General features: G+C 62.9%; 25 protein-coding genes. 16 read left to right on the forward strand and 9 right to left on the reverse strand.

What is annotated here, in order from left to right; genetic code table 11:
- Positions 1-42: 42 nt before the first annotated feature.
- Complete coding sequence (locus tag WIN67_RS12380) at positions 43-3,090, reverse strand: aminotransferase class III-fold pyridoxal phosphate-dependent enzyme (RefSeq protein WP_339071363.1); 3,048 nt, start codon at positions 3,088-3,090, stop codon at positions 43-45.
- 139 nt (positions 3,091-3,229) lie between these two features.
- Here WIN67_RS12380 and WIN67_RS12385 point away from each other — a divergent pair, with 139 nt between their 5' ends.
- From WIN67_RS12385 to WIN67_RS12410, 6 genes are all read left to right on the forward strand, one after another.
- Entirely contained in the window at positions 3,230-3,670 is a 441-nt protein-coding gene (locus tag WIN67_RS12385) for an Lrp/AsnC family transcriptional regulator (protein WP_102879943.1), read from the forward strand.
- Between the two features lie 209 nt (positions 3,671-3,879).
- The gene (locus WIN67_RS12390) at positions 3,880-4,386 is read left to right on the forward strand and encodes a sigma-70 family RNA polymerase sigma factor (protein WP_110595868.1); all 507 of its coding nucleotides are present in this window, start codon (positions 3,880-3,882) and stop codon (positions 4,384-4,386) included.
- Entirely contained in the window at positions 4,383-5,348 is a 966-nt protein-coding gene (locus WIN67_RS12395; protein WP_339071366.1) for a FecR domain-containing protein, read from the forward strand. The genes WIN67_RS12390 and WIN67_RS12395 overlap by 4 nt, the downstream gene beginning before the upstream one ends.
- A gap of 97 nt (positions 5,349-5,445) precedes the next feature.
- Positions 5,446-8,280, forward strand: coding sequence for a TonB-dependent receptor (locus WIN67_RS12400; protein WP_339071367.1), 2,835 nt, complete (start codon positions 5,446-5,448; stop codon positions 8,278-8,280).
- A 103-nt stretch (positions 8,281-8,383) separates the two neighbouring features.
- Positions 8,384-8,848, forward strand: coding sequence for a DUF3429 domain-containing protein (locus WIN67_RS12405; protein WP_047303602.1), 465 nt, complete (start codon positions 8,384-8,386; stop codon positions 8,846-8,848).
- 165 nt (positions 8,849-9,013) lie between these two features.
- Positions 9,014-9,175, forward strand: coding sequence for a DUF2986 domain-containing protein (locus WIN67_RS12410; RefSeq protein WP_339071368.1), 162 nt, complete (start codon positions 9,014-9,016; stop codon positions 9,173-9,175).
- A gap of 192 nt (positions 9,176-9,367) precedes the next feature.
- On the opposite strand, the gene WIN67_RS12415 is transcribed toward WIN67_RS12410, so the two are convergent.
- Positions 9,368-9,574: a hypothetical protein gene (locus WIN67_RS12415; protein WP_102879938.1), complete on the reverse strand. Its 207-nt coding sequence runs from the start codon at positions 9,572-9,574 to the stop codon at positions 9,368-9,370.
- Between the two features lie 100 nt (positions 9,575-9,674).
- Positions 9,675-9,905, reverse strand: a complete 231-nt coding sequence (locus tag WIN67_RS12420; protein ID WP_146232966.1) for a hypothetical protein — start codon at positions 9,903-9,905, stop codon at positions 9,675-9,677.
- Between the two features lie 278 nt (positions 9,906-10,183).
- Here WIN67_RS12420 and WIN67_RS12425 point away from each other — a divergent pair, with 278 nt between their 5' ends.
- Positions 10,184-10,876 carry a tRNA (adenine(22)-N(1))-methyltransferase gene (locus tag WIN67_RS12425; protein ID WP_339071369.1) on the forward strand — a complete coding sequence of 231 codons (693 nt, stop codon included), beginning with the start codon at positions 10,184-10,186 and terminating at the stop codon, positions 10,874-10,876.
- A 62-nt stretch (positions 10,877-10,938) separates the two neighbouring features.
- Here the strand turns inward: WIN67_RS12425 and arsH are convergent, their stop codons facing one another.
- Genes arsH through WIN67_RS12440 form a run of 3 tightly spaced genes read right to left on the reverse strand, consistent with a single transcriptional unit; the run spans position 10,939 to position 12,525 of the window.
- Positions 10,939-11,631: an arsenical resistance protein ArsH gene (gene arsH / locus WIN67_RS12430; protein ID WP_110653047.1), complete on the reverse strand. Its 693-nt coding sequence runs from the start codon at positions 11,629-11,631 to the stop codon at positions 10,939-10,941.
- Positions 11,632-11,655: 24 nt separating this feature from the next.
- Positions 11,656-12,126 carry an arsenate reductase ArsC gene (locus WIN67_RS12435; protein ID WP_102879935.1) on the reverse strand — a complete coding sequence of 157 codons (471 nt, stop codon included), beginning with the start codon at positions 12,124-12,126 and terminating at the stop codon, positions 11,656-11,658.
- Between the two features lie 51 nt (positions 12,127-12,177).
- Entirely contained in the window at positions 12,178-12,525 is a 348-nt protein-coding gene (locus tag WIN67_RS12440; protein ID WP_102880097.1) for a metalloregulator ArsR/SmtB family transcription factor, read from the reverse strand.
- Positions 12,526-12,768: 243 nt separating this feature from the next.
- Here WIN67_RS12440 and WIN67_RS12445 point away from each other — a divergent pair, with 243 nt between their 5' ends.
- On the forward strand, positions 12,769-13,623 hold the full coding sequence (locus WIN67_RS12445; RefSeq protein ID WP_170003719.1) for a hypothetical protein: 855 nt from the start codon (positions 12,769-12,771) through the stop codon (positions 13,621-13,623).
- Between the two features lie 48 nt (positions 13,624-13,671).
- On the opposite strand, the gene WIN67_RS12450 is transcribed toward WIN67_RS12445, so the two are convergent.
- Positions 13,672-14,013, reverse strand: coding sequence for a hypothetical protein (locus WIN67_RS12450; RefSeq protein WP_249735863.1), 342 nt, complete (start codon positions 14,011-14,013; stop codon positions 13,672-13,674).
- A gap of 341 nt (positions 14,014-14,354) precedes the next feature.
- Here WIN67_RS12450 and WIN67_RS12455 point away from each other — a divergent pair, with 341 nt between their 5' ends.
- The 4 genes from WIN67_RS12455 to WIN67_RS12470 all read left to right on the forward strand — a co-directional run bounded on the left by WIN67_RS12455 (position 14,355) and on the right by WIN67_RS12470 (position 18,864).
- Positions 14,355-14,642 carry a barstar family protein gene (locus WIN67_RS12455; protein WP_265074625.1) on the forward strand — a complete coding sequence of 96 codons (288 nt, stop codon included), beginning with the start codon at positions 14,355-14,357 and terminating at the stop codon, positions 14,640-14,642.
- Positions 14,643-14,738: 96 nt separating this feature from the next.
- The gene (valS, locus tag WIN67_RS12460; protein WP_339071371.1) at positions 14,739-17,303 is read left to right on the forward strand and encodes a valine--tRNA ligase; all 2,565 of its coding nucleotides are present in this window, start codon (positions 14,739-14,741) and stop codon (positions 17,301-17,303) included.
- Between the two features lie 132 nt (positions 17,304-17,435).
- The gene (locus tag WIN67_RS12465; RefSeq protein WP_306398404.1) at positions 17,436-18,275 is read left to right on the forward strand and encodes an EcsC family protein; all 840 of its coding nucleotides are present in this window, start codon (positions 17,436-17,438) and stop codon (positions 18,273-18,275) included.
- A gap of 13 nt (positions 18,276-18,288) precedes the next feature.
- Entirely contained in the window at positions 18,289-18,864 is a 576-nt protein-coding gene (locus WIN67_RS12470; RefSeq protein WP_339071373.1) for a GNAT family protein, read from the forward strand.
- Between the two features lie 36 nt (positions 18,865-18,900).
- Here the strand turns inward: WIN67_RS12470 and WIN67_RS12475 are convergent, their stop codons facing one another.
- A complete protein-coding gene (locus WIN67_RS12475; RefSeq protein WP_213666115.1) occupies positions 18,901-19,335 on the reverse strand; it encodes a hypothetical protein in 435 nt (144 codons plus the stop codon).
- Between the two features lie 38 nt (positions 19,336-19,373).
- On the reverse strand, positions 19,374-20,063 hold the full coding sequence (locus WIN67_RS12480) for a hypothetical protein (RefSeq protein WP_339071374.1): 690 nt from the start codon (positions 20,061-20,063) through the stop codon (positions 19,374-19,376).
- A gap of 93 nt (positions 20,064-20,156) precedes the next feature.
- On the opposite strand from WIN67_RS12480, the gene WIN67_RS12485 reads away from it, so the two are divergent.
- The 4 genes from WIN67_RS12485 (at position 20,157) to WIN67_RS12500 (ending at position 23,113) form a co-directional block, all read left to right on the forward strand.
- Entirely contained in the window at positions 20,157-20,942 is a 786-nt protein-coding gene (locus WIN67_RS12485) for a hypothetical protein (protein ID WP_339071376.1), read from the forward strand.
- Positions 20,943-21,072: 130 nt separating this feature from the next.
- The gene (locus WIN67_RS12490; RefSeq protein WP_110652995.1) at positions 21,073-21,702 is read left to right on the forward strand and encodes a DMP19 family protein; all 630 of its coding nucleotides are present in this window, start codon (positions 21,073-21,075) and stop codon (positions 21,700-21,702) included.
- A gap of 58 nt (positions 21,703-21,760) precedes the next feature.
- Positions 21,761-22,207 (forward strand): NUDIX hydrolase, encoded by a 447-nt coding sequence (locus tag WIN67_RS12495; protein ID WP_339071377.1) that lies wholly within the window; start codon positions 21,761-21,763, stop codon positions 22,205-22,207.
- Between the two features lie 210 nt (positions 22,208-22,417).
- Positions 22,418-23,113, forward strand: coding sequence for an OmpW/AlkL family protein (locus WIN67_RS12500; protein WP_102879926.1), 696 nt, complete (start codon positions 22,418-22,420; stop codon positions 23,111-23,113).
- Positions 23,114-23,244: the final 131 nt, after the last annotated feature.

Below are 23,244 nucleotides of genomic sequence, written 5' to 3' on the forward strand. Positions count from 1 at the left end.
GCCAGGCACGCAGGCTGTCACTCGTGCGCCGATCCGGGCGCTCTAGCGCAGGGCCGCCTTGAAGCTGTCGTCCAGCACCTCGAGCAGGAAGTCGGCATTCTTGTGACTGAAAATCATCGACGGGCGCATTTTCAAAACGTTGTCATGGGGGCCTTCGGTGCCGATCAGCACGCCGCGCTCCCGGGCACCATCGGCGACCTTTTTCGCCAGTTGCGTGGCCGGAGATTTGCTCTTGCGATCGGTGACCAGTTCGATCCCGAGGAACAGCCCCAGCCCGCGTACATCGCCAATGGCATCGTAGCGCCGCTGCAGTGTGCGAAAGCCATCAAGCAGGTAATTGCCCACCGTCAGTGCGTTGAGTTTCAGGTTGTCGCGCTCGATCACATCGAGAACGCTGAGCCCCACGGCACATGAAACCGGGCTACCGGCGAAGGTATTGAAGTACTCCATGCCGTTGTTGAAGCTGTCGGCGATCTCGCGGGTGGTCACCACCGCCGACATGGGATGGCCGTTGCCTATGGGTTTGCCCATGGACACCGCATCAGGCACCACGCCCTGGGTTTCAAAGGCCCACCAGTGGCTGCCCACTCGGCCAAAGCCGACCTGAACTTCATCGGCCAGGCACAGACCGCCCTCGGCCCGCACCATTGCATAGACTTCTTGCAGGTAGTTTTCCGGAAAGAACAGCTGCCCGGCGACACTGGGAATCGACTCCGCCAAGAAGAACGCCGGGGCTCGGCCCTGCCGGCGCATGCTGTCGATCTGCTCGGCGACACTTTGCGCGAAACGCTTGCCCAGCTCTTTGAATGGCCAGTCATCCGCTGCGCGGTAAACGTCCGGCACGGCCGCCTCGAATACATGCTCTGCACGGCCCTTGCCGGCCTTGCGCTTGTACTTGTAAGGGCTCAGATCAATCAGCTCCTGGGTGGTGCCGTGGTAGGCCCAATCCAGCACGATGGCATCGTTGCGCCCGGTGTGATTGCGCGCCATGCGCAGCATCAGGCTGTTGGCCTCGCTGCCGGAACAGCCAAAGGAGGCGACCGCCAGGCCCTCGGGCAATGTTGCGGTGAGCCGCTCGGCGTATTCCACGATGTTGTCGTGCAGGTAGCGGGTGTTGGTGTTCAGCCGTGAAGCCTGACGCGCAAGGGCTTGCACCACATCGGGATGGCAGTGGCCGAGGTGGCAGACGTTGTTGAAGCAGTCCAGATAGGCCCGGCCAAAGTTGTCGATCAACCAGACCCCATCACCGCGTACGAACTTGATCGGGTCCGAGTAGGAAATCGACAAGTTGGGCAGCAGCAGTTGCTTACGCTTGGCCACGATCTGCGCTTTGCTCCTGCCTTCCTGGCTATAGGTTTCCGGAGGAATTCCGGCCAGGGTCGAAGCATCCGGGAACAGGTCGGCCCACACCTCAAGATAGGCGCGCTCACCGACGCCGATGAACTCGCTCGCCTTCAACTGGGTGTCGGTGGACATCTGGAAATGCACATGGGGCAGCCAGCCGCCATTTTCCGTGTCCGCGCCCATGTAGCCCACCAGCGCGCCAGCGGCCAGATGGTCGCCGGGCTTGAGGCGTGTCAGCGCTTCGTGGGCCATGTGCCCCCACAGGGTCAGGAAGGGTGGGCAGCCTTCAGGCGAGTGCTTGAGCATGATCAAGCCGCCATAGCCCAGCGGTTCAGGCTCGACCTCGACGCTCTGCACCACACCGGCAAGCGGTGTGTACAGCGGCGTTCCGGCCGGCATGATCAAGTCGACACCCAGGTGCATGATCCGACGCTCTCCTGCAATGAAGCGCGATTCAAAGGCGCTGTCGGTGTAGATGGTCCTGGCTTCGCCCCAGGGCCCGATGCCCAGCGGCACCTGATGTTCAGCTGAGAAATCATTCCACCACTGGGTCGCCTCTGCCGGGCGCTGCGCGGCGGAAGCGATGGTCATTTCATGGGCGGCATCGGCGAACGGCACAATGGCCTTGTTCAGGGTCGCCGCCGAGGGATGCACGATGTCCGCGAAGGACTGGCGGTTTTCATCCACCCAGCGGCGAATGGCCCCGGCACCTTCTATCGCGTCGTAACCGCAGGCTTTGCGCAGGATCGCCGTCGCCAGGCGCGGGTTCATGCGATCCATCTTTTCCAGCAGGCGCCAGGCCGGGGCTTCGCTGATGGCCAGGTAGGGGTTGTCCTGGGTCTGCTGGTGGCGCGAGGCCGACAAGGTGACGCTGATGACCAGGCGCATGGCGATCAGATTGAACAGCACGTCCAGCTCTTGCGGCTGCAGCGGGTAGCGCTCATGGAAGCCGCCGGTGAGGGCGGCGGCCGCGCCTATTGGGTCTTGCATGTCGAGAATGGCGTAGGCGCAGGTGATGGCGACTTCGGCAATCAGCACCGTGTGCACCGCATCGCCGAAATCGATGATGCCGGAGACCTGCTGGTGGTTTTGCGGGTTGACGAGGATGTTCCAGTCATTGCCGTCGTTGTGAATGACCTGGGTGCGCAAGCGCGCAAGCTTGGGTTCGACCCTGGTTTCGAAATCATCGATGAAGCGCTGCAGAATGGCGCGTCTGTCGGGGTCCTTGATGAAGTGCAGGCGGGCGCGGGAACGGGCGGCGTGCCGCAGGTCCCAGTCCAGATCGCGGACCGCGCCGGGATGCATGAAGCCCTGAAGGGCATGGTCCATGTCGGCGAATGATTGACCCAGGCTGCGCATGAGTTCGAAGGTGCGCGGGACCTCGGCCAGCGGCGTTCCTTGCAACCAGCTCACCAGGCGCACCGCGTGGGTTTCACCAGAGGGCGCCACGGCCGAGGCGAGTAAATCGCCGGCCAGGCTTTTCTTCAACTGCGGTACGCCAAGCTCGGGGCTGTGATCGGCCAGATGGCTGAGGATGGCGGTCTGCAGCTGGCTTTCAATGCGCGGTTCGCTGGCGTTGACGACTTTCAGAATCCATCCCGCATCGGTCGCTGTGTTCAGCCGGAAGTTGCAGTCTCGCTCGCCGTCCAGAGGCGAGGCGCTCGCGCTGACATTGAAAAGCTGCGCAGCCAATTGTTCGGCATCGCGGGGCGAGAACTGCGGGGCGGGGTGGCAAAGGTCAGTCATGGTAGTGGTTTTCCTAGTTATTTTTTTCAGTTAGCTTGGCATGCGAAATCTTCGAGGGCAGTAGGTATGCGGTCGGCTTTGGCCTGCATATTGTCGGAATCGACCGACACAAAATCGGCAGTCAATGTGAGGAGTTTCAATGCGCGAGCTGGACGTGAAAGATCGGGAAATACTCGACATTCTTTCTAAAGAGGCGCGGATCGCCCTGAAGGCCCTGGCCGCGAGAATCGGCTTGTCCAGAAGCGCCACCAGCGAGCGCGTCAGCAACCTTGAGCGCAATGGCGTGATCCGCGGCTACCGGGCGGACATTGGCGAAATCGACGCCAACGTGATTCGCGCCATGTTTCTGGTGTGCCTGAAACGCACCCCGGCCATCAGCCTGCTGGACATGCTGGCCCAGCACTCGCAGGTGCGCCGCATCTCCTCGGTCAGTGGCCAGCTGGACCTGGTGATCGAGATCGAATCACGCACCATTGATGATCTGAACCGAGTCCGGGATGCCGTGGCCAGCCACGAATCGGTCGAGGACATCACCACCGCCGTGGTCCTTCGCCGCGATATCGATCGACAGACCTCCTGATCCGCCGCGGCAAGTCTTGATGGCGCGCGCCTGCGGGAAATGCCGGACAAGCCCTCAAACGCTCTGCAATGCACGCTTGGCACCTGATCCCAGTGGCCTGATCCGTGAAGTCGGGCCAGGCTCTTTACGGCAATCGCAACGTGCCGTGCTGTACAACTCCCATTTGCAAACCATAAAATGAGAAGCATTATCATTAATGCGAATCTCCCATGCACAACCACAGCCTCTCTTCGCCTGTCGCTCAGCTGTATGCGAATCATCACGGCTGGCTGCGCGGCTGGTTGCATCGGCGCCTGGGGCACAGCGCCGATGCCGAGGACTTGGCGCACGACACCTTTATCCGCGTGCTGCGGTCCCAGGAAGATGTGCGTGAGCTGCGCCAGCCCATGGCGTTTCTGGCCACCATCGCCAATGGTCTGTTGATCAATCGCTGGCGTCGTCAGGCCATTGAGCGGGCTTACCTGGAGGCGCTGGCGGCACGACCGGTGGGGGAGGAGCCTTCGCCGGAAGAGCGGCATCTGATGATCGAGACCCTGCTGCAGCTGGATTCGCTGCTGGTGGGTTTGTCGTCGCGGGTGCGGCAGATTTTCTTTCTGTCCCAGCTCGATGGTTTGACCTACCCGCAGATCGCCGCGCAGTTGGGCCTGACCGTGGCCCAGGTGCAGCGGGCCATGGGCAAGGCGTTCAGCGTCTGCTATGCGAGCCTGTTTGAATGAGTGGCGTCGCGGTCGATCCCCGGGTGCGGGACAGCGCCATTGATTGGCTGGTGCGGATGCAGTCCGGGCTGATGAGCGCCGCGGACCATCAGGCCTTGCAGCAGTGGCGCGAGGCCAGTGCCGAGCATGAGTACGCCTGGCAGCGGGTCAGCGGTTTGCCGCTGATGTTGCAGCCGGGGGCCCATCTGCTGGCGGATGCCACGGCGCGCCGGGCCTTGCAGGCGGCGGGCGCCGATCCGCAACGGCGGCGGCAGGTGCTCAAGTGCCTGTTGGCGCTGGGACTGCTGGGAGGCGTGTCCTGGCAGGGGGCGGATTCCACCCTGGTGCGTTCAGCCTTGGCCGGTTATCGCACCGGCATCGGTGAGCGGCGACGTTGGGCCCTGGCTGACGGCGGTTCGCTGTGGCTGAACACCGCCAGTGCGGTGAATCTGGACTTGGGTGCCGGGCAACGCAGCGTGCAGTTGATCGAGGGCGAACTGGCCCTGGATACCCCGGCCGGATCGGCCTCCCTGCAACTGCAAACGCCGGATGCGCTGTTGTACAGCCACGGCGCCCATCTGTTGGTGCGCCATGATCGCCAGGGCACTCAGGTGACCGTGCTGCGCGGGCTGGTGCAGGTCAGTGCCCGGCAGCCGTCGACCCCGCTGCCATTGCAGGCCGGCTGGCAAACCCGGGTCGATGGCCAGGGAGCAGGGCGGCCGACTTCCATCGATGTGTTTCTGGCCCAGGCCTGGATGCGCGGCATCCTGCCCGCCGAGCGCATGCGCCTGGATCAGTTGCTGGCAGAGCTTTCGCGCTATCGCCCGGGTTTTTTACGTTGCAGCGAAGCGGTTGCCGCTTTGCGGGTGACTGGCAGTTTCCAGCTGGACGACACCGATGCCGCCCTGGCCCTGGTGGCCAATACCCTGCCGGTGCGCATCGAGCGCAGAACCCGTTATTGGGTGACGGTGGTGCCGGCCTGAAAGTTTTTTTTCACCTGCGCGATAGTTTTTTCGATCTGGCTTGGCCTTCAGGTATCACCCACCGGCACAGGTGGGTTTCGATCCTTAGGAGCCTTGCATGATTTTCCCCGCTCGTGTCTTGCGTACCCATACCTTCGGCCTGCTGTTGCTCAGCCTGCAACCGCTCTACAGCGAGATGGTGCTGGCGGCCGGCGAACGTCACTACAGCATCGGCGCCGGTCCCCTGGACCAGGTGCTGTCACGTTTTGGCGCCGAAGCGGGGATCAGCATGGCCGGCAGTGCGCTGCTCACGGCGGGCAAGACCAGCCAGGGCCTGCAAGGGGATTTCACTACCGAAGCGGGCTTGAACCAGCTGCTGGCGGGCACCGGCCTGGGCTACGTGCGTCAGGCCGACGGCGGCTATGCCTTGCGCCTGCGCCTTGATGCGGTGTCGCTGCCGACGCAGAAGGTCAAGGGCGAGAACCCTGACGAGCAAGAGGTGTATCGGGCACCGCGTTCGTCGGTGTACATCTCCGCCGACGACATGCAGCGCTTTGGCGTGGTGTCGGTGGGCGACGTGCTCAAGGGCCAGCCCGGGGTGCAGGTCGGCGACAGCCGCAATGGCGGCGGCCTGGATGTGAACATTCGCGGCATCCAGGGCCAGAGCCGAGTGGCGGTGACAGTGGACGGTTCGCAACAGGCGCTGGATGTCTATCGCGGTTATGCCGGCACCCAGCAGCGCAGCTACATCGACCCGGACATGATCAGCGACATCGCCATCGACAAGGGCCCGAGCCTGACCTCCAGCGCCATCGGCGGCACGGTCAAGATGCGCACCCTCGGCGTCGGCGACATCCTCAAGGACGGTCAGAATGTCGGCCTGCGGCTCAAGGGCGATGTCTGGAACAACGGCGTGGCGCCGGCCCGTCGCGACCCCCACTCCAAGACCGAGGACCTGGACGCGGAGCCGCACCAGAGCCGTGGCGGGCTGTTCGGCTCGGACGCGGAGTCCGGCAGTGCCGCGTTTGCCTACAGCCATGACTTGTTCGATGTAGTGGCGGCCTACGCCCAGCGCAACCAGGGCAACTATTTCGCCGGCAAGAAGGGCCAGGATCGCTACCGCACCTTTGACCGCTACGGCGATGAAGAGACCAGTGTGGCCACCACCTACAACGCCGGGGAAGAGGTGCTGAACTCCTCGTCGAAGACCCAATCGTGGCTGCTCAAGACCACCCTGCGCCCAGCGGACGGCCACAGCTTCGACCTCGGCTACCGGCGCTATGACGGGCGCATCGGCGAGATCATGCCCTCGGACATCTTCCGTTTCGGCACCGGTGGCATCTACCAGTACCCTCTGGGCCACACCCAGATCGACACCTACACCGCGCGCTACAACTACCTGCCCGCGGACAACCCGCTACTGGACCTGACTGCCGACCTGTGGCTGACCGATGCGCAGACCAGCCAACTGAGCGCCTGGTCGGCACCGGCTTCCCAGGCCTATCGCACGGACCGTTCCTGGGCCCGCCAGGCCAACCGCCGCACGGGCGGCGGTCTGGCCAATACCTCGCGCTTTAGCACCGACTACGGCGACTTGAAGCTGGACCTGGGCGGCTCGTTCCAGCTGGAAGAACTGCGCCCGCAGAAGGGCGTGGTCACCACCCAGGACGACATCAACGCCAACCGCAGCTTGCGCGAAGGCTCGCGGCAGGAGTTCAGCTTCAACGGCAAGCTGGAATACCAGCCGGTGGAGCGCCTGACGCTGTGGGGCGGCGGTCGTTACACCCACTATCGCAGCAAGGACCATGTGGCCAATGCCACGGCGCGCAGAGAGGAGCGCGAACACAAGTACGTGACCGTCTCCAGGCCCGGCGACTATGGCTACCTGATGTGGTTCCCGGACCAGAACGGGCTGTACACCGATGCGACCGACCCACGCTTGAACAACGGCATTGTTTTCAACAACACCAACTATCCATTCGAAGGCACGCCCTATAACCAATTCGGCGCGACCGAGACGGAAGTGGGCGACGCGCAAGTAGGCCGGGTGGTCACCGGCTACAACTATTCGGGCAAGGACAGCAACAGCGGTGGCGCCTTTGCTCCGGCCTTCGGCATCAATATCGAGGTGCTGCCAGACACCTTCGTCTATGCCTCCTACACCCAGGGCTTTCGCATGCCTTCGCTGTTCGAAACCGGCTACGGTGTGCAGCAGACCACGCCGGGCAAGGGCCTGAAGCCCGAGCGCTCAAGCAACTGGGAGATCGGCGCCAGCACCTTGCACAAGGGGCTGTTCGTGGATGACGATTCGGCGGCGATCAAGCTCGCCTACTTCAACAACAGCATCAAAAACTACATCACCCGCTACTACGATCCGAGCCCGGGCCTGTGGGGCCTGATGCGTTTCAGCAATACCGACAGCTACACCACCCGCGGCCTGGAACTGCAGACCCACTACGATGCCGGACGGGTGTTTGCCGACCTGTCGTCCACCTACTACCTGAAGACCGAAACCTGCGACGCGGCCTTCGCCGCCACCCTGCGCGCCACCAGCAACCCCTACCGGAAAACCGCCGACACCCCGGATTGCACCCCGGGCAGCTTCATGGGGTCCTACACCAACACCCAGAACCCACCGCGTTTTGCCGGCAACCTGACCACCGGCCTGCGCTTCTTCGACCAGAGCCTGACCCTCGGCACGCGGATTACCTACACCTCGGGGCCCACCGTCACCGCCGACAAGCCCTGGCAGACCGGCGCCACCACGCCACAGCTGAACTACCGCGAAGTGGCGCTGTTCGATCTGTTCCTCAACTACAAGTTGAAGCAAGACGCCAGCCTCAATGTGTCGCTGCAAAACCTCACGGATCGCTACTACCTGGACCCGCTGGCGCAGAGCTTCATGCCGGCGCCGGGGCGTACGCTGCGGGTGGGGATGCAGGCGAAGTTCTGAGGGGCCGGCAGTGGCCAGCCGGTTGCGGTGAGTCAACGCGACGGCCATTCAGAGGGCGCTTTTGCGGCTACAGTTTTCAGTGCCCTAATTGAGAGGAATCCAGATGAACCTTTTGTCTTCTGTATCGCCACCCAAGCCCGTTGCCCTGCTGGGTTATGGCGGCTTGCTGCCGTTTCTCGGGCTGGCGTTGCTGGCCGTGGTTGCGCACGGACAGCGGCTGTTGTGGTGCCAGGCATTGGTCAGTTACGGGGCGGTGATCCTGAGTTTTGTCGGAGCCCTGCATTGGGGCTTTGCCATGATCGCTCCCGGTATGAACGCGCAGCAGCGTCACACACGCTTTGTTTGGAGCATCGTCCCTGCGCTGATGGGCTGGGTCGCCACCTTGCTGCCGCTGTCATGGGGCGGGCTGTTATTGATTGGCGGATTCTTCGCGCACTGGTGGCATGACCGGCAGCTCTCGCAGGTCATGCACCTACCGGCCTGGTACCTGCCGATGCGTTTGCGACTGACCATCGTGGCCAGCGCCTGCCTACTGCTGGGTGTGCTCGTGATGGCCATTGGGAGCTAAGTGTGACGTTCAACTGCCGCCTCCCACCGAAGGGGCGGTGGTTGAAGCAACAGGCATCGCCGAGGAAGGGCGCTGAGGATCATTCGCTGGATCGGCAAAGAGTTACCAGCCCCGTCGAGTGGCGGCTGATATCATTCCTGCACTTAAAAAGCCGGGTAGCCCCACATGAATCGTCGCAAGAAAATCCAGCAGCTATTGAAGGCTCACGCCAAGAAGGCCAACGCCAAACTGGCTCCGCAAAAAAAGTCCAAGTACATCAGCAAGGCTGATCGGGCGAAGCTGGCCACCGAGGCCAATGACGACGCAGTGGTTGTCACTGAGAGCTGATCCGTCCGCTTGAAGCCCGACGGACCTTTATCTGGCCGACTTGCGCGACGCTATCTTTTCTCGGGCTGAGCACGCCGCTGCCCCTTGCGTCGGGGGCCACCCACATGCCGATCCGCTGAGCATTATCCTTGCTGCTTGAAACGGCTTCGGTCCGTGGGGACAAACTCTGCACTAATGCGCCAACCTCTACTTTTATTCCTGTCCGGCAAGGTCGGTCTTGTATTCGCCCCACTCCATGTACGCGTAGTACTGGGTCATTGCTTCGAAGTGGCTGTGGGCTTCAACTTCCCACACAAGCTGGGCGTCGGGGTGAAGCAGTTTGCGGGCGGTGCTTCCCTGTGGGCCGCCCAGGCAGAATGTCTGGCAGTCATCCGGTTCCATCCAGAGTTGGTAATTCATCGTTGGCACCCATCTTTTTTGCTTTAGTGCGCCCGTTAGCCTTTTGCCCCAGGGCTTGTGAGTGTGGCGGGTGCGCTATTGCGGTTTGGCTTCGATCGACCTAGATCGAGCCGACCGAGCGCAGGTATTTTCGTGCCTGACGGCCGGTGATCTTTTCGGGCTCAAGGACATACAGCGAGCTCCAAAGCGGCGGTAAACCCAGCTCCTCCATGTAGGAAGTGAAACAGTTGAACGGCTCGGTAGCCATGACCTCGGCAGTGAGCCACAGCGACTCGCACTCTTGGCAAACGTACAGAATCTCCTGCGTTGCCCGCACTTGAACCTTGGTCACTTCGCCTTGTTCACATTCTGGACAGAGCATTTTTTAAGCCCCCAAATGGGCGCGGAGTCTATCACTGACCAGGGTGCACGCTGCCAGCAACGAAGGTCGGCTTCCGCTCAGAAACCCGCCATGCAGGACGGTGCTTTCGACCCCGTCCGGAGCGGGCCTTTTCTGCAGCGCATCCCAGGTCCCGGTCGCATAAATTTGAAAAGCCCGGCATTGCCCGCCAGAATCGCCCCCCGATCCGGCCCTGGCTGGCGGACGTTCGTGGTGAAAAGGGGCAGCAGTTGAAGCAACAGACATTGTCCATGCGCCTGGCGCGTGTGGCGGCGCATGTGCCGGCCGGCGCGCGGCTGGCCGATATCGGCTCGGATCACGGCTACTTGCCGTTGGCCTTGATCAGCCGCGGCGCCATCTTTGCAGCGGTGGCAGGGGAGGTGGCGTTGACGCCGTTTCGCTCGGCCCAGCGCGCGGTGCGCGAGAGCGGCATGGAGCAGCAGATCGACGTGCGCCTGGCCAACGGTCTGGCCGCGATCGAACCGGCAGACGGGATCACCGCGATCAGCCTCTGTGGCATGGGCGGCGAGACTATCCGTGACATCCTCGACAGCGGCCAGGCGCGCTTGAGCGGCGAGGAGCGTCTGATCCTGCAACCCAACGGCGGCGAGCAGCCGTTGCGCCAATGGTTGATGGAACATGACTACCAGATCCTCGCCGAGGAAGTGCTGCGAGAGAACCGCTTCGACTACGAAATCATCGTCGCCGAGCGCGTCGGGCCAGTGCAGTACAGTGCCCGGGAGCTGTACTTCGGTCCGCTGCAGATGCAGGCCCGCAGCCCGGCGTTCCTGGCCAAGTGGCAGCGCCTGCTGCGGCTGAAGCAGCGCACCCTGGCCAATTTCACTCAAGCCCAGGCCGTGCCCGAGGACAAGGTGCAAGAGGTCGTCCGCCAGACGCAATGGATCAGCGAATTGCTGGCTTGAGCCGGCGCTTCAAGTGGGCCGCAATGTCCGGGACTCAGCGAGAGGGCAGGGGGATCGTGCTCTCAGATCGAACGCTGGTTGACCCGGGCCATGAGTTGCTCGGCGCTTTCCTTGCGCTCCGAGTAGCGATCCACCAGGAACGCTTGCTGGTCTCGTAGCACAAGGGTGAACTTCACCAGCTCCTCCATCACGTCGACGACCCGGTCGTAGTAGGCCGAGGGTTTCATGCGCCCCGATTCGTCGAATTCCAGGTAGGCCTTCGGCACCGAGGATTGATTGGGGATGGTGAACATGCGCATCCAGCGGCCCAGCACCCGCAGCTGATTGACCACGTTGAAGGACTGCGAGCCGCCGCACACTTGCATCACCGCCAGGGTCTTGCCCTGGGTCGGGCGCACGGCACCGAGCTCCAGGGGAATCCAGTCGATCTGTGCCTTGAACACCGCCGACATTGCGCCGTGGCGCTCCGGCGAGCACCAGACCTGGCCTTCGGACCATTGCACCAGATCCCGCAGTTGCTGAACCTTGGGGTGGTCCACGGGAGCGTCGTCGGGCAGGGGCAATCCGGACGGATCGAAGATCCGGGTTTCGGCACCCAAGTGCTGCAGCAGGCGCGCAGCTTCTTCGACCAGCAGGCGGCTGAACGAGCGCTCCCGGGTCGAGCCGTACAGCAGCAGGATGCGCGGTTTGTGCTCGGGCCTGGCGTGCTCGCCATCGAGCAGGGAGAGGTCGAGGTTGGGCAGGTGTTCTGACAGGTGTTCTGACATGTGGCCTCCGGCTCAGAGTGTGCCGATACGGTTCAACTCGTGCTGCAGTTGCTCACGGCTGAGGTGGTTGAAAGGCAGGCCCAGGAAGGCCCGGCAACGCAGCTCGATGTGCGCCAGGGTGGCGCGGAAGGCGGCGTCGACGCAGGCTTCGTCACCCCGGACGTCGGAGGGATCTTCCAGGTTCCAATGGGCCTTGAGTGCGGGGCCGAAGTACACCGGGCAGGCCTCGCCCGCGGCCTTGTCGCAGACGGTAATCACGATGTCGGGCGGGTTGTCGGCGAAGGCGTCGTTGCCCTTGCTGTACAGGCCGGCGGTGGCGATGCCGGCCTGCTCCAGGGTAGCCAGGCTGCGGGGCAGCACCTGACCCTTGGGAAAACTGCCGGAACTCAGGGCCGCAAATCCCTCGGGTGCCAGGTGGTTGAACAGGGCTTCACAGAGGATGCTGCGGCAGCTATTGGCCGTGCACATGAACAGGACTCGCATGGGTTGCTCCTTCCGCTGCGGCGGACGTCAAAGGCTCTCTGGTTAGCGGATTCAGCAACAGGCAGCAGCGCGGACCGGGCGTCCATCCATGTTCTGCAGGCGCGCAGCGTTGTCCTGGAGCCAGTGGGCGTTGGCGTGCAGGGTCACTTGCAGGATCTGGTGCACCCAGGCGGGCAGCTCCGGATTCAGGCGGTAGTAGACCCACTGCCCCTGGCGGCGATCCAGCAACAGGCCACTGCTGCGCAGTTGGCCCAGATGGCGGCTGATCTTCGGCTGGCTGTCGTTCAGGGCGCACATCAGCTCACAGACGCACAGTTCGCCCTGGTGCGCGATCAGCAGGGTGGCGCGGGCGCGGGTTTCGTCGGCAAGACTCTTGAATACGTCGGCAGGCGTCATCATGGTGCTGGCTTGAATATATGGGAAATCGAATATACGGAAATCCATATGTTTCATGCAAGCCATGGGAGTAGCAAAGCCCGCTGGTGCCGCCCACGAGCAGTCCAGACCCGCAATGAGTGCCCGCACTTGCCATTTGCCAGCATCTTGTCGGTGCCGAAAGCCTGCCTTTATGATCGTCGCGTCATGCACGACGCCGCCGACGCAGTCCGCGGTTCTCTACAGGCTCACAGGGACGTTCAAGCGATGAAAATCACGATCAAGGCCGGTTCGCTCATGCAAGGCTGCTTGGGCAAAGGCCTGGCAGGCCTGCTGTTGTCCACCTTCACCCTGGCGGCGCCAGCGCTGGTCCAGGCCAAGGAGGCACCGATTCCTCCAGGCGCGGTGCTGGCGGTGATGCAGAACGTCGAGGTTCCCGCGGCGAATGAGGAGGTGGAGCTGGAGGACGGTGTCACCGCCACGTTCTGGTACGGCAAGGAGCTGGACTTCGACGGCAAGCATTACTACGCGGCGTTTGTCTGGCATACCCGGGACAGTGCCGCCCGCCAGGGCGAGGATTTTGCCGCGCCCGACGTCCAGGTGCGGCTGGCCGATGCCACCTTCGAACTCACTCATCCAGGCCAGACGCCGGCCTATTCCATACTCAGTATCGAGCGCAAGATCGGCTTCTTTGGCGGCCGGGAAAAGCCCGAGGAAGTGGACACCAAGCGCCAGGCCCTGGAACACCGCACTGCCGACGGGCGCCTGCTGTTGGCGGTGCCCACGGCCACCTTTGAGGACGGCATCGTCACCAAGGGCTACACGCTGTTCGTGTTCAACCCGAACAAGAAACCCGAAGACGACGGCTGGATCTGGTCCCATGTCGGCCAGGTGCGCACCGGCGAGGACAATTCGGCGGCCTGCGACGACGGCGCGGTGATGCCGTGCATCGGCAGCGACGGTGAGCTGAGTTTCGTCGCCGGCCAGGAGTCGCTGCCGCAGGTGCAGGTCAAGGTCAGCGGCACCACCTTCCAGGGGCCGGAAAAAGTCCGCCCGCTGGTGGCGGCCGACAACCTCACCTATGTCTATGACAGCAAGACCCAGCAGTACATCAGTCACTAGGTTACGCCGAGGCTTCAGCGAGGCCGGCCGCAGAGCGGGTCGCGCTACTCAGGCATGGGCATCAACGCCGATCCTGGCCTGCAGCCAATCCTGGTAGAGCAAGGGGCTGTCCGTGGACTGGCCGGCGTTCCTGGCGATGAGGGTCTTGCCGTCCAGGCGGCCGATTTCCATCAGGTATTGCAGGCCCTTGAGCACGTGGGTGGCGTCGCTCTTGTCGAGCGATGCCACATCGGGCAGTTCGACGCTGTTGCTCTTGTCGTCGAAGGTCGCCCAGGTAGGGGTGGTTCTGTATTGGGCTATCAGCTTTGCGTTCGAAGCCTGCGACTCAAGAAAGTTGGCGTCGATCTGCGCCTGGATTTGCGGCGTTGCGTTTTCGACTTGAATCTTCATGGACTTCACCGTGCCACTCTCCAAAGCCCGGGTGATTCCCTTGAGGCCCATAGCGACGAGTGACGTGGTGCTTGAGATGCTTCCTGTCATGTGACGACTCCCTGGTTGGTAGCGGCAGACGGAGCAAAAGTCGGGCCATGATCCGGCAGTCTTGTGCTGTGCCTTTCTGTGCGGTGTCCGTGGCGTTGCCGGAGCAGGGCCGTGGCAGGGGCTGGCCGAAGCTGGCAAGGGATTGCCGTGAACGCTGCCGTGCTTGCTTGGCTGAACCGCTTGCGTAAGCGTCCGCAGGCGATGGCATCGGTTATGCTGGCGGCCCATGAACCGGAGCAGAGGCACAGAACATGACGCGCCTGCCGTGGCTGGAAATTGATGTGCGTGACCTTGGCACGGCCCGTGAGCTGCACCTGGCCTTGCGTGATGCCTTGGGTTTCCCTCAGTGGTATGGCTGTAATTGGGATGCCTTCTGGGATGCCATTTCCGGACTGGTGGACATGCCGCTGCAGTTGCGGATCAGGGGCTGGGACAGCCTCTCTCAGCGTTTGCCGGACGATGCGCGACTGCTGGAGCAATGCCTGCTGCGCTTGCAAAGCCAGTACCCGGCATGGGCTGCGGACCTGCAGTTCGATTGAACGAAGATGCAAAAAAGGGGCGCTTGGGCAATTTACTAATCCGGCGCGATCCTCTATAAATTTCCCCTTCGGCGCCGATTCTTGCGGCGCCACCGGGTGATAACAGGAGGATGCTATGTCACCGTTAAACGTGTAACCCCAACGCTTTGCCCCATCGCCACACCCTCGCTTGAACACCTCGAAACACGCTGGTCCCAGCGCTGGCTGGAAGAGGGCACCTACGCCTTCGATCGCAGTGCCACCCGGGACGCGGTCTACTCCATCGACACACCGCCACCCACGGCCTCGGGCTCGTTGCACGTCGGCCATGTGTTCAGCTACACCCACACCGACATCATCGCGCGCTTTCAACGCATGCGCGGCAAGGCCGTGTTCTATCCCATGGGCTGGGACGACAACGGTTTGCCCACCGAGCGCCGGGTCGAGAACTACTACGGCGTGCGCTGCGATCCCCAGGCGCCTTACCAGCCGCAGTTGCAGCCACCGGCCCGGGTCGCCGAGCGGCGTGCCGACTATGCGACGATCAGCCGGCGCAACTTTGTCGAGCTGTGCCACCGCTTGACCGCCCTCGACGAGCAGGCCTTTCGCAGCTTGTTCATGCAGTTGGGCCTGTCGGTGGACTGGGGCCTGACCTACGCCACCATCGATGAGCGTGCGCAGCGGGTCAGCCAGCGCGCCTTGCTGCGCAACTACCAGCGCGGAGAGCTCTACAGCCAGCAGGCTCCCTGCCTGTGGGACCTGACCTTCCAGACCGCCGTGGCCCAGGCTGAACTTGAGGAACGGGAGGTGGCGGGGGCGTATCACGACCTGCGGTTCCAGGGCGTCGAGGGTGAAGACCTGCGGATTGCCACCACCCGCCCCGAATTGCTCGCGGCCTGTGTGGCGCTGGTGGCGCATCCGGATGACCCGCGTTACCAGAAACGCTTCGGCCAACACCTGCGTTCGCCGTTGTTCGAGGTCGAAGTGCCGTTGCTGGCCCACGCCCTGGCCGACCCGCAGAAGGGCAGTGGACTGGCGATGGTCTGTACCTTTGGCGATCTGACCGATGTGCTCTGGTGGCGCGAGCTGCAGTTGCCCACCCGCTCGATCATCGAGCCGGACGGTCGGCTGCTGGCCCAGGCGCCCGATTGGCTGACCACGCCGGGCGCGCGTCAGGCCTATGAGGCCCTGGCGGGGTGCAGTTTGCCCCAGGCACGCAAGTTGATACTGCCGATGTTGCGTGAATGTGGCGCTTTGCTTGGCGAACCGCGGCCGATCCGGCACGCCGTGAAGTTCTTCGAGAAGGGCGACCAGCCTCTGGAGATTGTCGCCACGCGCCAGTGGTACTTGCGCAACGGTGGGCGCAGCGCTGAACTGCGCCAGCAGTTGCTCGGCCGCGGCCAGTCCCTGGAGTGGCATCCGCCGTTCATGCGCAGTCGTTACGAGCACTGGGTCGGCGGCCTCAATGGCGACTGGCTGATCAGCCGCCAGCGGGTCTTCGGCGTGCCGATTCCGTTCTGGTATCCGCTGGATGCCCAGGGCGTAGCGGACTACGCCAGGCCGATCCTGGCGGACGAAACCTCACTGCCGGTGGACCCGACCCTGGACACGCCAGCGGGCTACCGCCCCGAGCAACGCGGCCAGCCCCATGGCTTTATCGGCGAGCGCGACATCATGGACACCTGGGCCACCAGTTCCCTGACCCCACAGATCGCCGCCGGCTGGGAGGAGGACGAGGATCTGTTCCAGCGCGTCTATCCCATGGATCTGCGACCCCAGGGCCACGACATCATCCGTACCTGGCTGTTTTCGACCCTGGTGCGCAGCCATTTCGAGGCGGCCGTCGTGCCCTGGCGGCACGTGGCGCTGTCGGGCTGGATCCTTGATCCGGACCGCAAGAAGATGTCCAAGTCCCGGGGCAATGTGGTCACGCCGCAAGCCTTGCTGGAGCAATACGGCAGTGACGGCGTGCGCTATTGGGCGGCCCTCGGGCGCCCGGGCAGCGACACCGCCTTTGAAGAGCAGCAAATGAAGATCGGCCGGCGTCTGGCGCTCAAGCTGTTCAACCTGTCGAAGCTGGTTTTCGCGGTGCCGGGAGACCCCGAAGGCCGTGTCGACCAGCCATTGGATCAGGCCATGCTGCAACGCCTGGGAGCGGTGACCCTGGACGCCCAGGTGGCTCTGGAGGGCTACGACTACAGCAGTGCGCTGATGGGCATCGAGGGCTTCTTCTGGTGGTTCTGCGATGACTATGTCGAGCTGGTCAAGCGTCGTGCCTATCGGCCCGAGGGGCACTCGGCGCGCAACGCCCTGGCGGCGGCCTTGAGTGTCCTGCAACGCTTGTTCGCACCGTTTCTGCCCTTTGTCTGCGAGGAGGTCTGGCGTTGCTGGCAGCCGGGTTCGGTGCACCGGGCCAGCTGGCCCGAGGCGCAGGCGGCCGAGGACTTTGTCGAACCGCTGCTGGAGGCGGTCAGTGCCACGCTGGCCGCCATTCGCAAGGCCAAGTCCGATGCCCGGCAGTCGATGAAGGCCGCGGTGGCGCGCGTTGAGCTGGTGGAGCGCGGGCCGCTGCTGGAATCCCTGCAATGCGCCCGACAGGACCTGATCGAGGCCGGGCAGGTCGCCAACCTGGTGTTCATTGACGGCGCGGTACGGGAAGTGCGGGTCTGGTTGCAGGATTGACGGCAATGATCCGGGGCCTGCCCGCGAGAGGACGTTGCAGTCCTTTCGCGGGCAGGCCCCGGCCTCACTTTCCCGAGCGTTGCAAACCCATTACCTTGCACGTCGTGGGCGGTTTAACGGCAGGAGAAGTGCGTGAATATCAAAGACAATCCGCAGGATTATGGGGACCTCAAGCGTGCCGTGAGCTTGCTGGAGTCACCCTCGCTGACGGCGCGCCTGTCCGGCGTGCTCGGCTCGCCCATTGAAAGCGCGGTCAAGGCCTTGCCCAACTGGGTGTCCGGAAAAATCAACGATGCGGTGGTGGCCGCGCTGCAGACCTCCGCCGATGCGGCGCTGTGGAGCCTGGAAAACACGCCAAAAAAACAGGCCTCGACGCTGCTGCACAAAGTCTATGCCGCCACCTCCGGTGCGGTGGGCGGGGCTTTTGGTTTTGCCGCGCTGTTTGTCGAGTTGCCCATCTCCACCACCATCATGATGCGCTCGGTGGCCGATGTGGCCCGCAGCGAAGGCTTCGACCTCAACGACCTGGCCACCAAGCAAGCCTGCATCGAAGTGTTCGCCATGGGCGGCAACAGCCAGGCCGATGACGCCACGGAGACTGGCTACTACCTCACCCGCAGCTTCACCACCCAGGCCATGCAGCAACTGTCCAAGGAACTGGCGGCGATTGCCGCCAAGCAGGGGGTGGGCGCGGCTGGCAGGTTGTCGCCGGGGCAGGTGGGCAAGTGGCTGGCGCTGTTGATCGAGAAGGTCGCCAGCCGTTATGGCGTGACCATCTCCAGCAAGTTTGCGGCCCAGGCGGTGCCCGTGATCGGCGCCGTTACTGGGGCCACCATCAATGCGCTGTTCACCGATTTCTACCAGGACATGGCCCGGGGACACTTCACCGTGAAGCGCCTGGAGCACAAGTACGGCTTTGAGCAGATCAAGAGCGAGTATGCGCAGCTCATGGGCAAGCCGCTGGCAGGCTAGGGCGGGGAGTGATATGAGCGACTTTCCCGTTATCCGCACCCCGCGCCTGATCCTCAGGGAACTGTGCCCGGCCGATGTGCCGGCGTTGTTCGCCATTCACAGCGACGCCGATGCAATGCAGTGGTTCGGCACCGATCCCATGACTGATGACCAGCAGGCCGAGCAATTGCTGACGCTGTTCGCCAGCTGGCGGAGCTTGCCCAACCCGGGCGTTCGCTGGGGCATCGAGCGCCAGTCCGAACCCGGCCTGCTGGGCACTTGTGGCCTGTTCAAATGGAACCGCCCGTGGCGCAGCTGCGCCATCGGCTTCGAGCTGGCGCGTGCAGCGCAAGGGCAAGGGCTGATGACCGAGGCGCTGCACGCCGTGGTTGGCTGGGGCTTCGAGCAGATGGCGCTGAACCGTATCGAGGCCCAGGTGCACCCGCAGAACCTGGCGAGCCTCAGGTTGCTGGAGCGGATGGGGTTTGTTCGCGAAGGGCTTTCACGGCAGGCGGGGTATTGGCTGGGGGCTCATCATGATCTGGTGCAGCACGGGTTGTTGAGGGCCGACTGGCCCAGTCTGGCGCCGCTCGCCGCGAGTCCTGTGTAGCCCAATAGCGCAAGTATCAAGCGGGCGCTGGCAGCTTCAGCGGTTGCCCGGCTTCGGCACATCGCAGTCCTGGACGGGCTCCAGGTGGTGGTAGGAGGGGAAGACCTTCCTGTTGCTGATCTTCAAGCCTGTGGGTTGCGCGAGCCCTTGGGTTTTACTGGAGTCCCAGGTCCGACGTTCGCCGCAATAGGTATGCACCACCTCAGAGTTGTCCCAGAACAAGCGCTCCAGCAGGGCTTCGTACTCGTCTAGCCACGCATCATCGAAGATGTAACTGCCTTTGGGGGAGGTGGCGAAGTGCATCATATGCCCGTAGTAGCAATGCCCCCGGCTGTTTGGCAGCACGCTGAAAAGCGCCCTGGTGATCTGCGCCCCCGTTACTGGCAGGCTTTGCAGCACCGCGCGATTGTGCGCTTCGGCAGCCGGCGAAGGGTCAAAGCAGTGGATGTAGCCATACAGGTTGCCGCTCATGGGGTCAGATGCCTGCGTCGTGGGTTGGAAGTGGTCGATCAATGCAGCCTGTCGCGTAATGCCTTGAGGGCGGCATCCCGGTGCCAGGTTTCGACTCCAATGGCAATCGCCCCGGTCGCTTCAGGAACCATCTCGACGCAGGTCGCGATGTTCTGTTGGGCGAGCAGTTGCTGCACCACCTCAAGGTGCCGGCGTATGCCGGTGAACCAGTGACGCTGTTCATCGGTCAGCAACCGGATGGCCTCGGGATAGGAGCAGTCGAGCTTTTGTCGCAGGTTGATCATTGCCGGCTTGTCGTCACGACCGAATGCCGGGGTCAGTACATAGCACTGGCCTGCTGCGGCACGCAGGTCGTACTTGTCTTGCAGGTACTCTTCAACACTGAAGCAGTTGGCGACCGTCTCGATTTCTCCGCTGAGTACATTGACCAGATGGGCATTGACGCCGACATAGCAGTATTGCGTCATGCCGTGCACCACATAGTCCTCGCTGTTGCAGCGCACCGCCCAGTAATCACCCTTGGCGGACAGCTCGCAGGATTGAATGGCAAAGCGTTCGGGCTTGCCATCCCTGAGGGTGCCGTCATGGAGGGCAAGTACGGCATTGCAGGCTTGTTGTGCGGATAGCATCGGTCCGTGATCTTCGACAGTGAGTGTGGTGCTGTTTTTTTGTCCTGCTGTATACCTCGTTGCTGTTCTGTAAGCCACAGTGCTGCGAATGTCGGTCAATCCTTATCCTGCGGTGGATTACTGCGCCACAGTTGTGTAAAAGCCCTCGCTTGTTCAGCTCCGTGACCCTGCCAGTTTTCCAGGTGCAAGCCAATGAAACCCAATTCCGAACTCCGGTTGTTTGCCGTCCCCCTGTGCGGCGGGCTGATCTATGCCGTCACCAAGGGGCTGGTCAATGGCTGGAATGCTTCACAGCTGTTCTCCGGTTTTGTGTATGGCAGTGTCATCGCCATTGTCCTGGGTATTCCTCTGTTGCTATGGGGTGACCGACGTTGCCCGGCGCTGCCCGGTCGACATTTTTTCAGCAGCCTGGTGCAGGCCTTGGCGGCCGCGGTTCTGCTGGGGGCTGCAACGAGGCACTTGCTGTTGGCGGTGCTGGGCGGGCTGGCGCTGGGGGGGCTTTTTACTCTGCTGGTGCGCGGGATCGAGGCATTGCCGGTTGCCGGTGAAGGGCCAGAGCGCCAGGGATGGTCACGGGTGCTGATGGTGCCACTGTCAGGTGCATTGACCCTGGGCAGCATCGCTACGGCGCTCTATCCCAAGGGCGTGGAAAGCCTGCCGATGTTTTTCTTCGGCGGGTTGATCGGCGCGTGGCTGAGTGTGCTGGTCTGTTGGCCGATGCTGTGGCTGGTGGAGCGGGTACTGGTCACCCCTTGGCGCTACGTGATCGGTGGCGGCCTCAGTGGTCTGGTGGTCTGGCTGCTGTCCGGGGCACAGGGGTTGATGGTCAATCCTCAGGGCTGGTCCGCGGGTCTGGGTTTCTGGGTGCCGCTGCTGACCCATGGTTTCTTTCCGTTCCTGCTGATCGGGCTGTTGAGCGGGATGCTGATGACGGCCTGCAACCGGATGCTCCAGCGCGAGAAGGCGGGTCCCGGTTGAATTCGATAAGCCTGCCGCCGTCCAGACACAGTGATGCGGCAAATTTAATTACGTCGCGGCACTCTCGCGCTGCAGAGCAAGTGATTGTTTGTCCGTCGTCCAAGACCTTCAGGAAAAAATAGGTAGCGTTTTGAGATTCCCTCCCATCCTCCATGTCCACTTCGAAGATGACGCGCTCTGCCTGAGCTGGGCCGACGGCCTGGTCCTGCGCCAACCCTTGAGCCGTTACAGCCAGCTGCAAAGCGCCACACCCGAGCAGCGTGCGGATTTTCGGATTCACCCGCATGGGATCTCGGTGTCCTGGCCGCACCTGGGAGACGCGGATGTCGGCATCGATGCCTTCGACTGGATCTGGGAGCACCTGTGCCGGGAATCCATGGGGCGACTGCAGGCTCTGGAGTGGCAACTGGAGCAATTGCCAGAGGACGATCAGTTGATCGTGGCGCTCTGGCGCCTGGAAGCGGACGGTTACAACGGGGGCTTCCTGCAGTTCTTCTGCAACTGGGGCGAGCATTGCTGCGAGCTGGCGCTCAAGGCGCTGGTTGCCATTGGCGCGCGTAGCACCCATGCCGTGGTCAGCCGCCAGCGGCAGTTGATCGGGCCTCTTGAGGATCACCCGCAACTGCAGCGGCTGTGGGACATTCCCGAGCTGCTGAGTGACGAGCAATATGAGCTGATCGGTGGCGAGCTGGACGAGCAATTGTGGTCGGCGATGGAGGAGGTGCCGACGCTGGCGGTTAAGTATTTCTACGCTGGCTGATGCTCATTGCGCCATGTTCTAATGCCGCGCCTTGCCCCCTTTGAATGGACTTCATCCCTTGGCTGAACCCCGTATCCGCGCCCTGGCGCTTTGTGTCTTCCATCACCAGGGCAAGATCCTGGTCAATCAGTTCATTGATGCCGACACGCAACAGACGCTGTTCCGGCCGTTGGGCGGTGGGATCGACTTTGGTGAGCACAGCGCCCAGGCCATTGTTCGCGAAGTGCAGGAGGAACTGGGGCAGTCGATCAACAACCTGCGCCTGATCGGCACCCTGGAAAGCCTGTTCATGTTCGCCGGCAAACCCGGCCATGAAATCGTCCAGGTGTACGACGCCTGCTTCGAGGATGCGACGGTCTATCAGCGCGCTCAACTTGACGCCCAGGAAAGCGACGGCGCGCCCTTTGTGGCCCGCTGGCAGGGCAGCGCCAGTTTCACCGAGCATACGCCGCTGGTTCCCCAGGGGTTGGGCGAACTGCTGAAGAACGCCGGCTTGCTGGACTGACCGGGCTCCGGCCGCGATTGGCCGCAGGCGACCGGCCGCGGCCTTGATTCACGAAACACCCCGCAACGCATCCGGCGCCTGATCGGCCTCGGCCTATGTCATTCGGCAGATGTGCGCGTTCACCTGCTTCTCGATACTCAAGCCTCCCTGGCACAGCCCGCCGTGATCACGGCTGGCGGGTTGGCCGTTGTTCGAGTAGTGGAGTGATGCATGCGTAAATTGACCCTTCTGAGTACCAGCCTGCTGTTGTCTGCCCTGGCCGTTTCCACGGCCCAGGCCTTCGAGGCTGGCGACATTATTGTCCGCGCCGGCGCTGTGACGGTGGACCCGCGTGAGAGCAGCTCCAGCGTCAAGGTCGATCGCGGCGCCCTGGCCGGCACCAGCCTGGGGGGCAAGGCCAGCCTGGGCAGCGATACCCAATTGGGCCTGAACTTCGCCTACATGCTGACCGATAACCTGGCGGTGGAACTGCTGGCGGCGACCCCCTTTGAACACAACGTGAGCCTCAGTGGCACCGCTGGCGGTATTGCCGATGGCAAGCTCGGTTCCCTCAAGCACCTGCCGCCGACCCTGAGCCTGCTGTACTACCCGATGCACAGCAAATCGGCGTTCCAGCCCTACGTAGGGGCGGGGATCAATTACACCTGGATCTACGATGAAAAGGTCGGCAGCCGGGCTTCAGCCGCAGGCTTCGACAACTTCCGCGCCGGCAACTCCTGGGGCTGGGCGGCACAAGTGGGCATGGACTACATGCTCACCGATCGGCTGATGCTCAACGCACAGATGCGCTACATCGACATCAATACCGATGCCTATGTGAACAACAGCCAGCTTGGGGTTCGCTCCAAGGTCAATGTGGATGTCGACCCGTTCGTGTACATGGTGGGCTTGGGCTACAAGTTCTAGGTGCTGAGCCGGGGCGCTGCGCCGAGGTCCAGCGTCCCTGGTCCGGTCAGCGTTTTTCAAGGGAATGTTTTAGTGGCGCCATGGTCGACTCGATATGGCCCGCTCATGACCCGTCGGTAGTCGCCTACGAG

It is taken from the genome of Pseudomonas idahonensis (genome assembly GCF_037903935.1).
In the GTDB taxonomy this organism is placed as follows: domain Bacteria; phylum Pseudomonadota; class Gammaproteobacteria; order Pseudomonadales; family Pseudomonadaceae; genus Aquipseudomonas; species Aquipseudomonas danubii.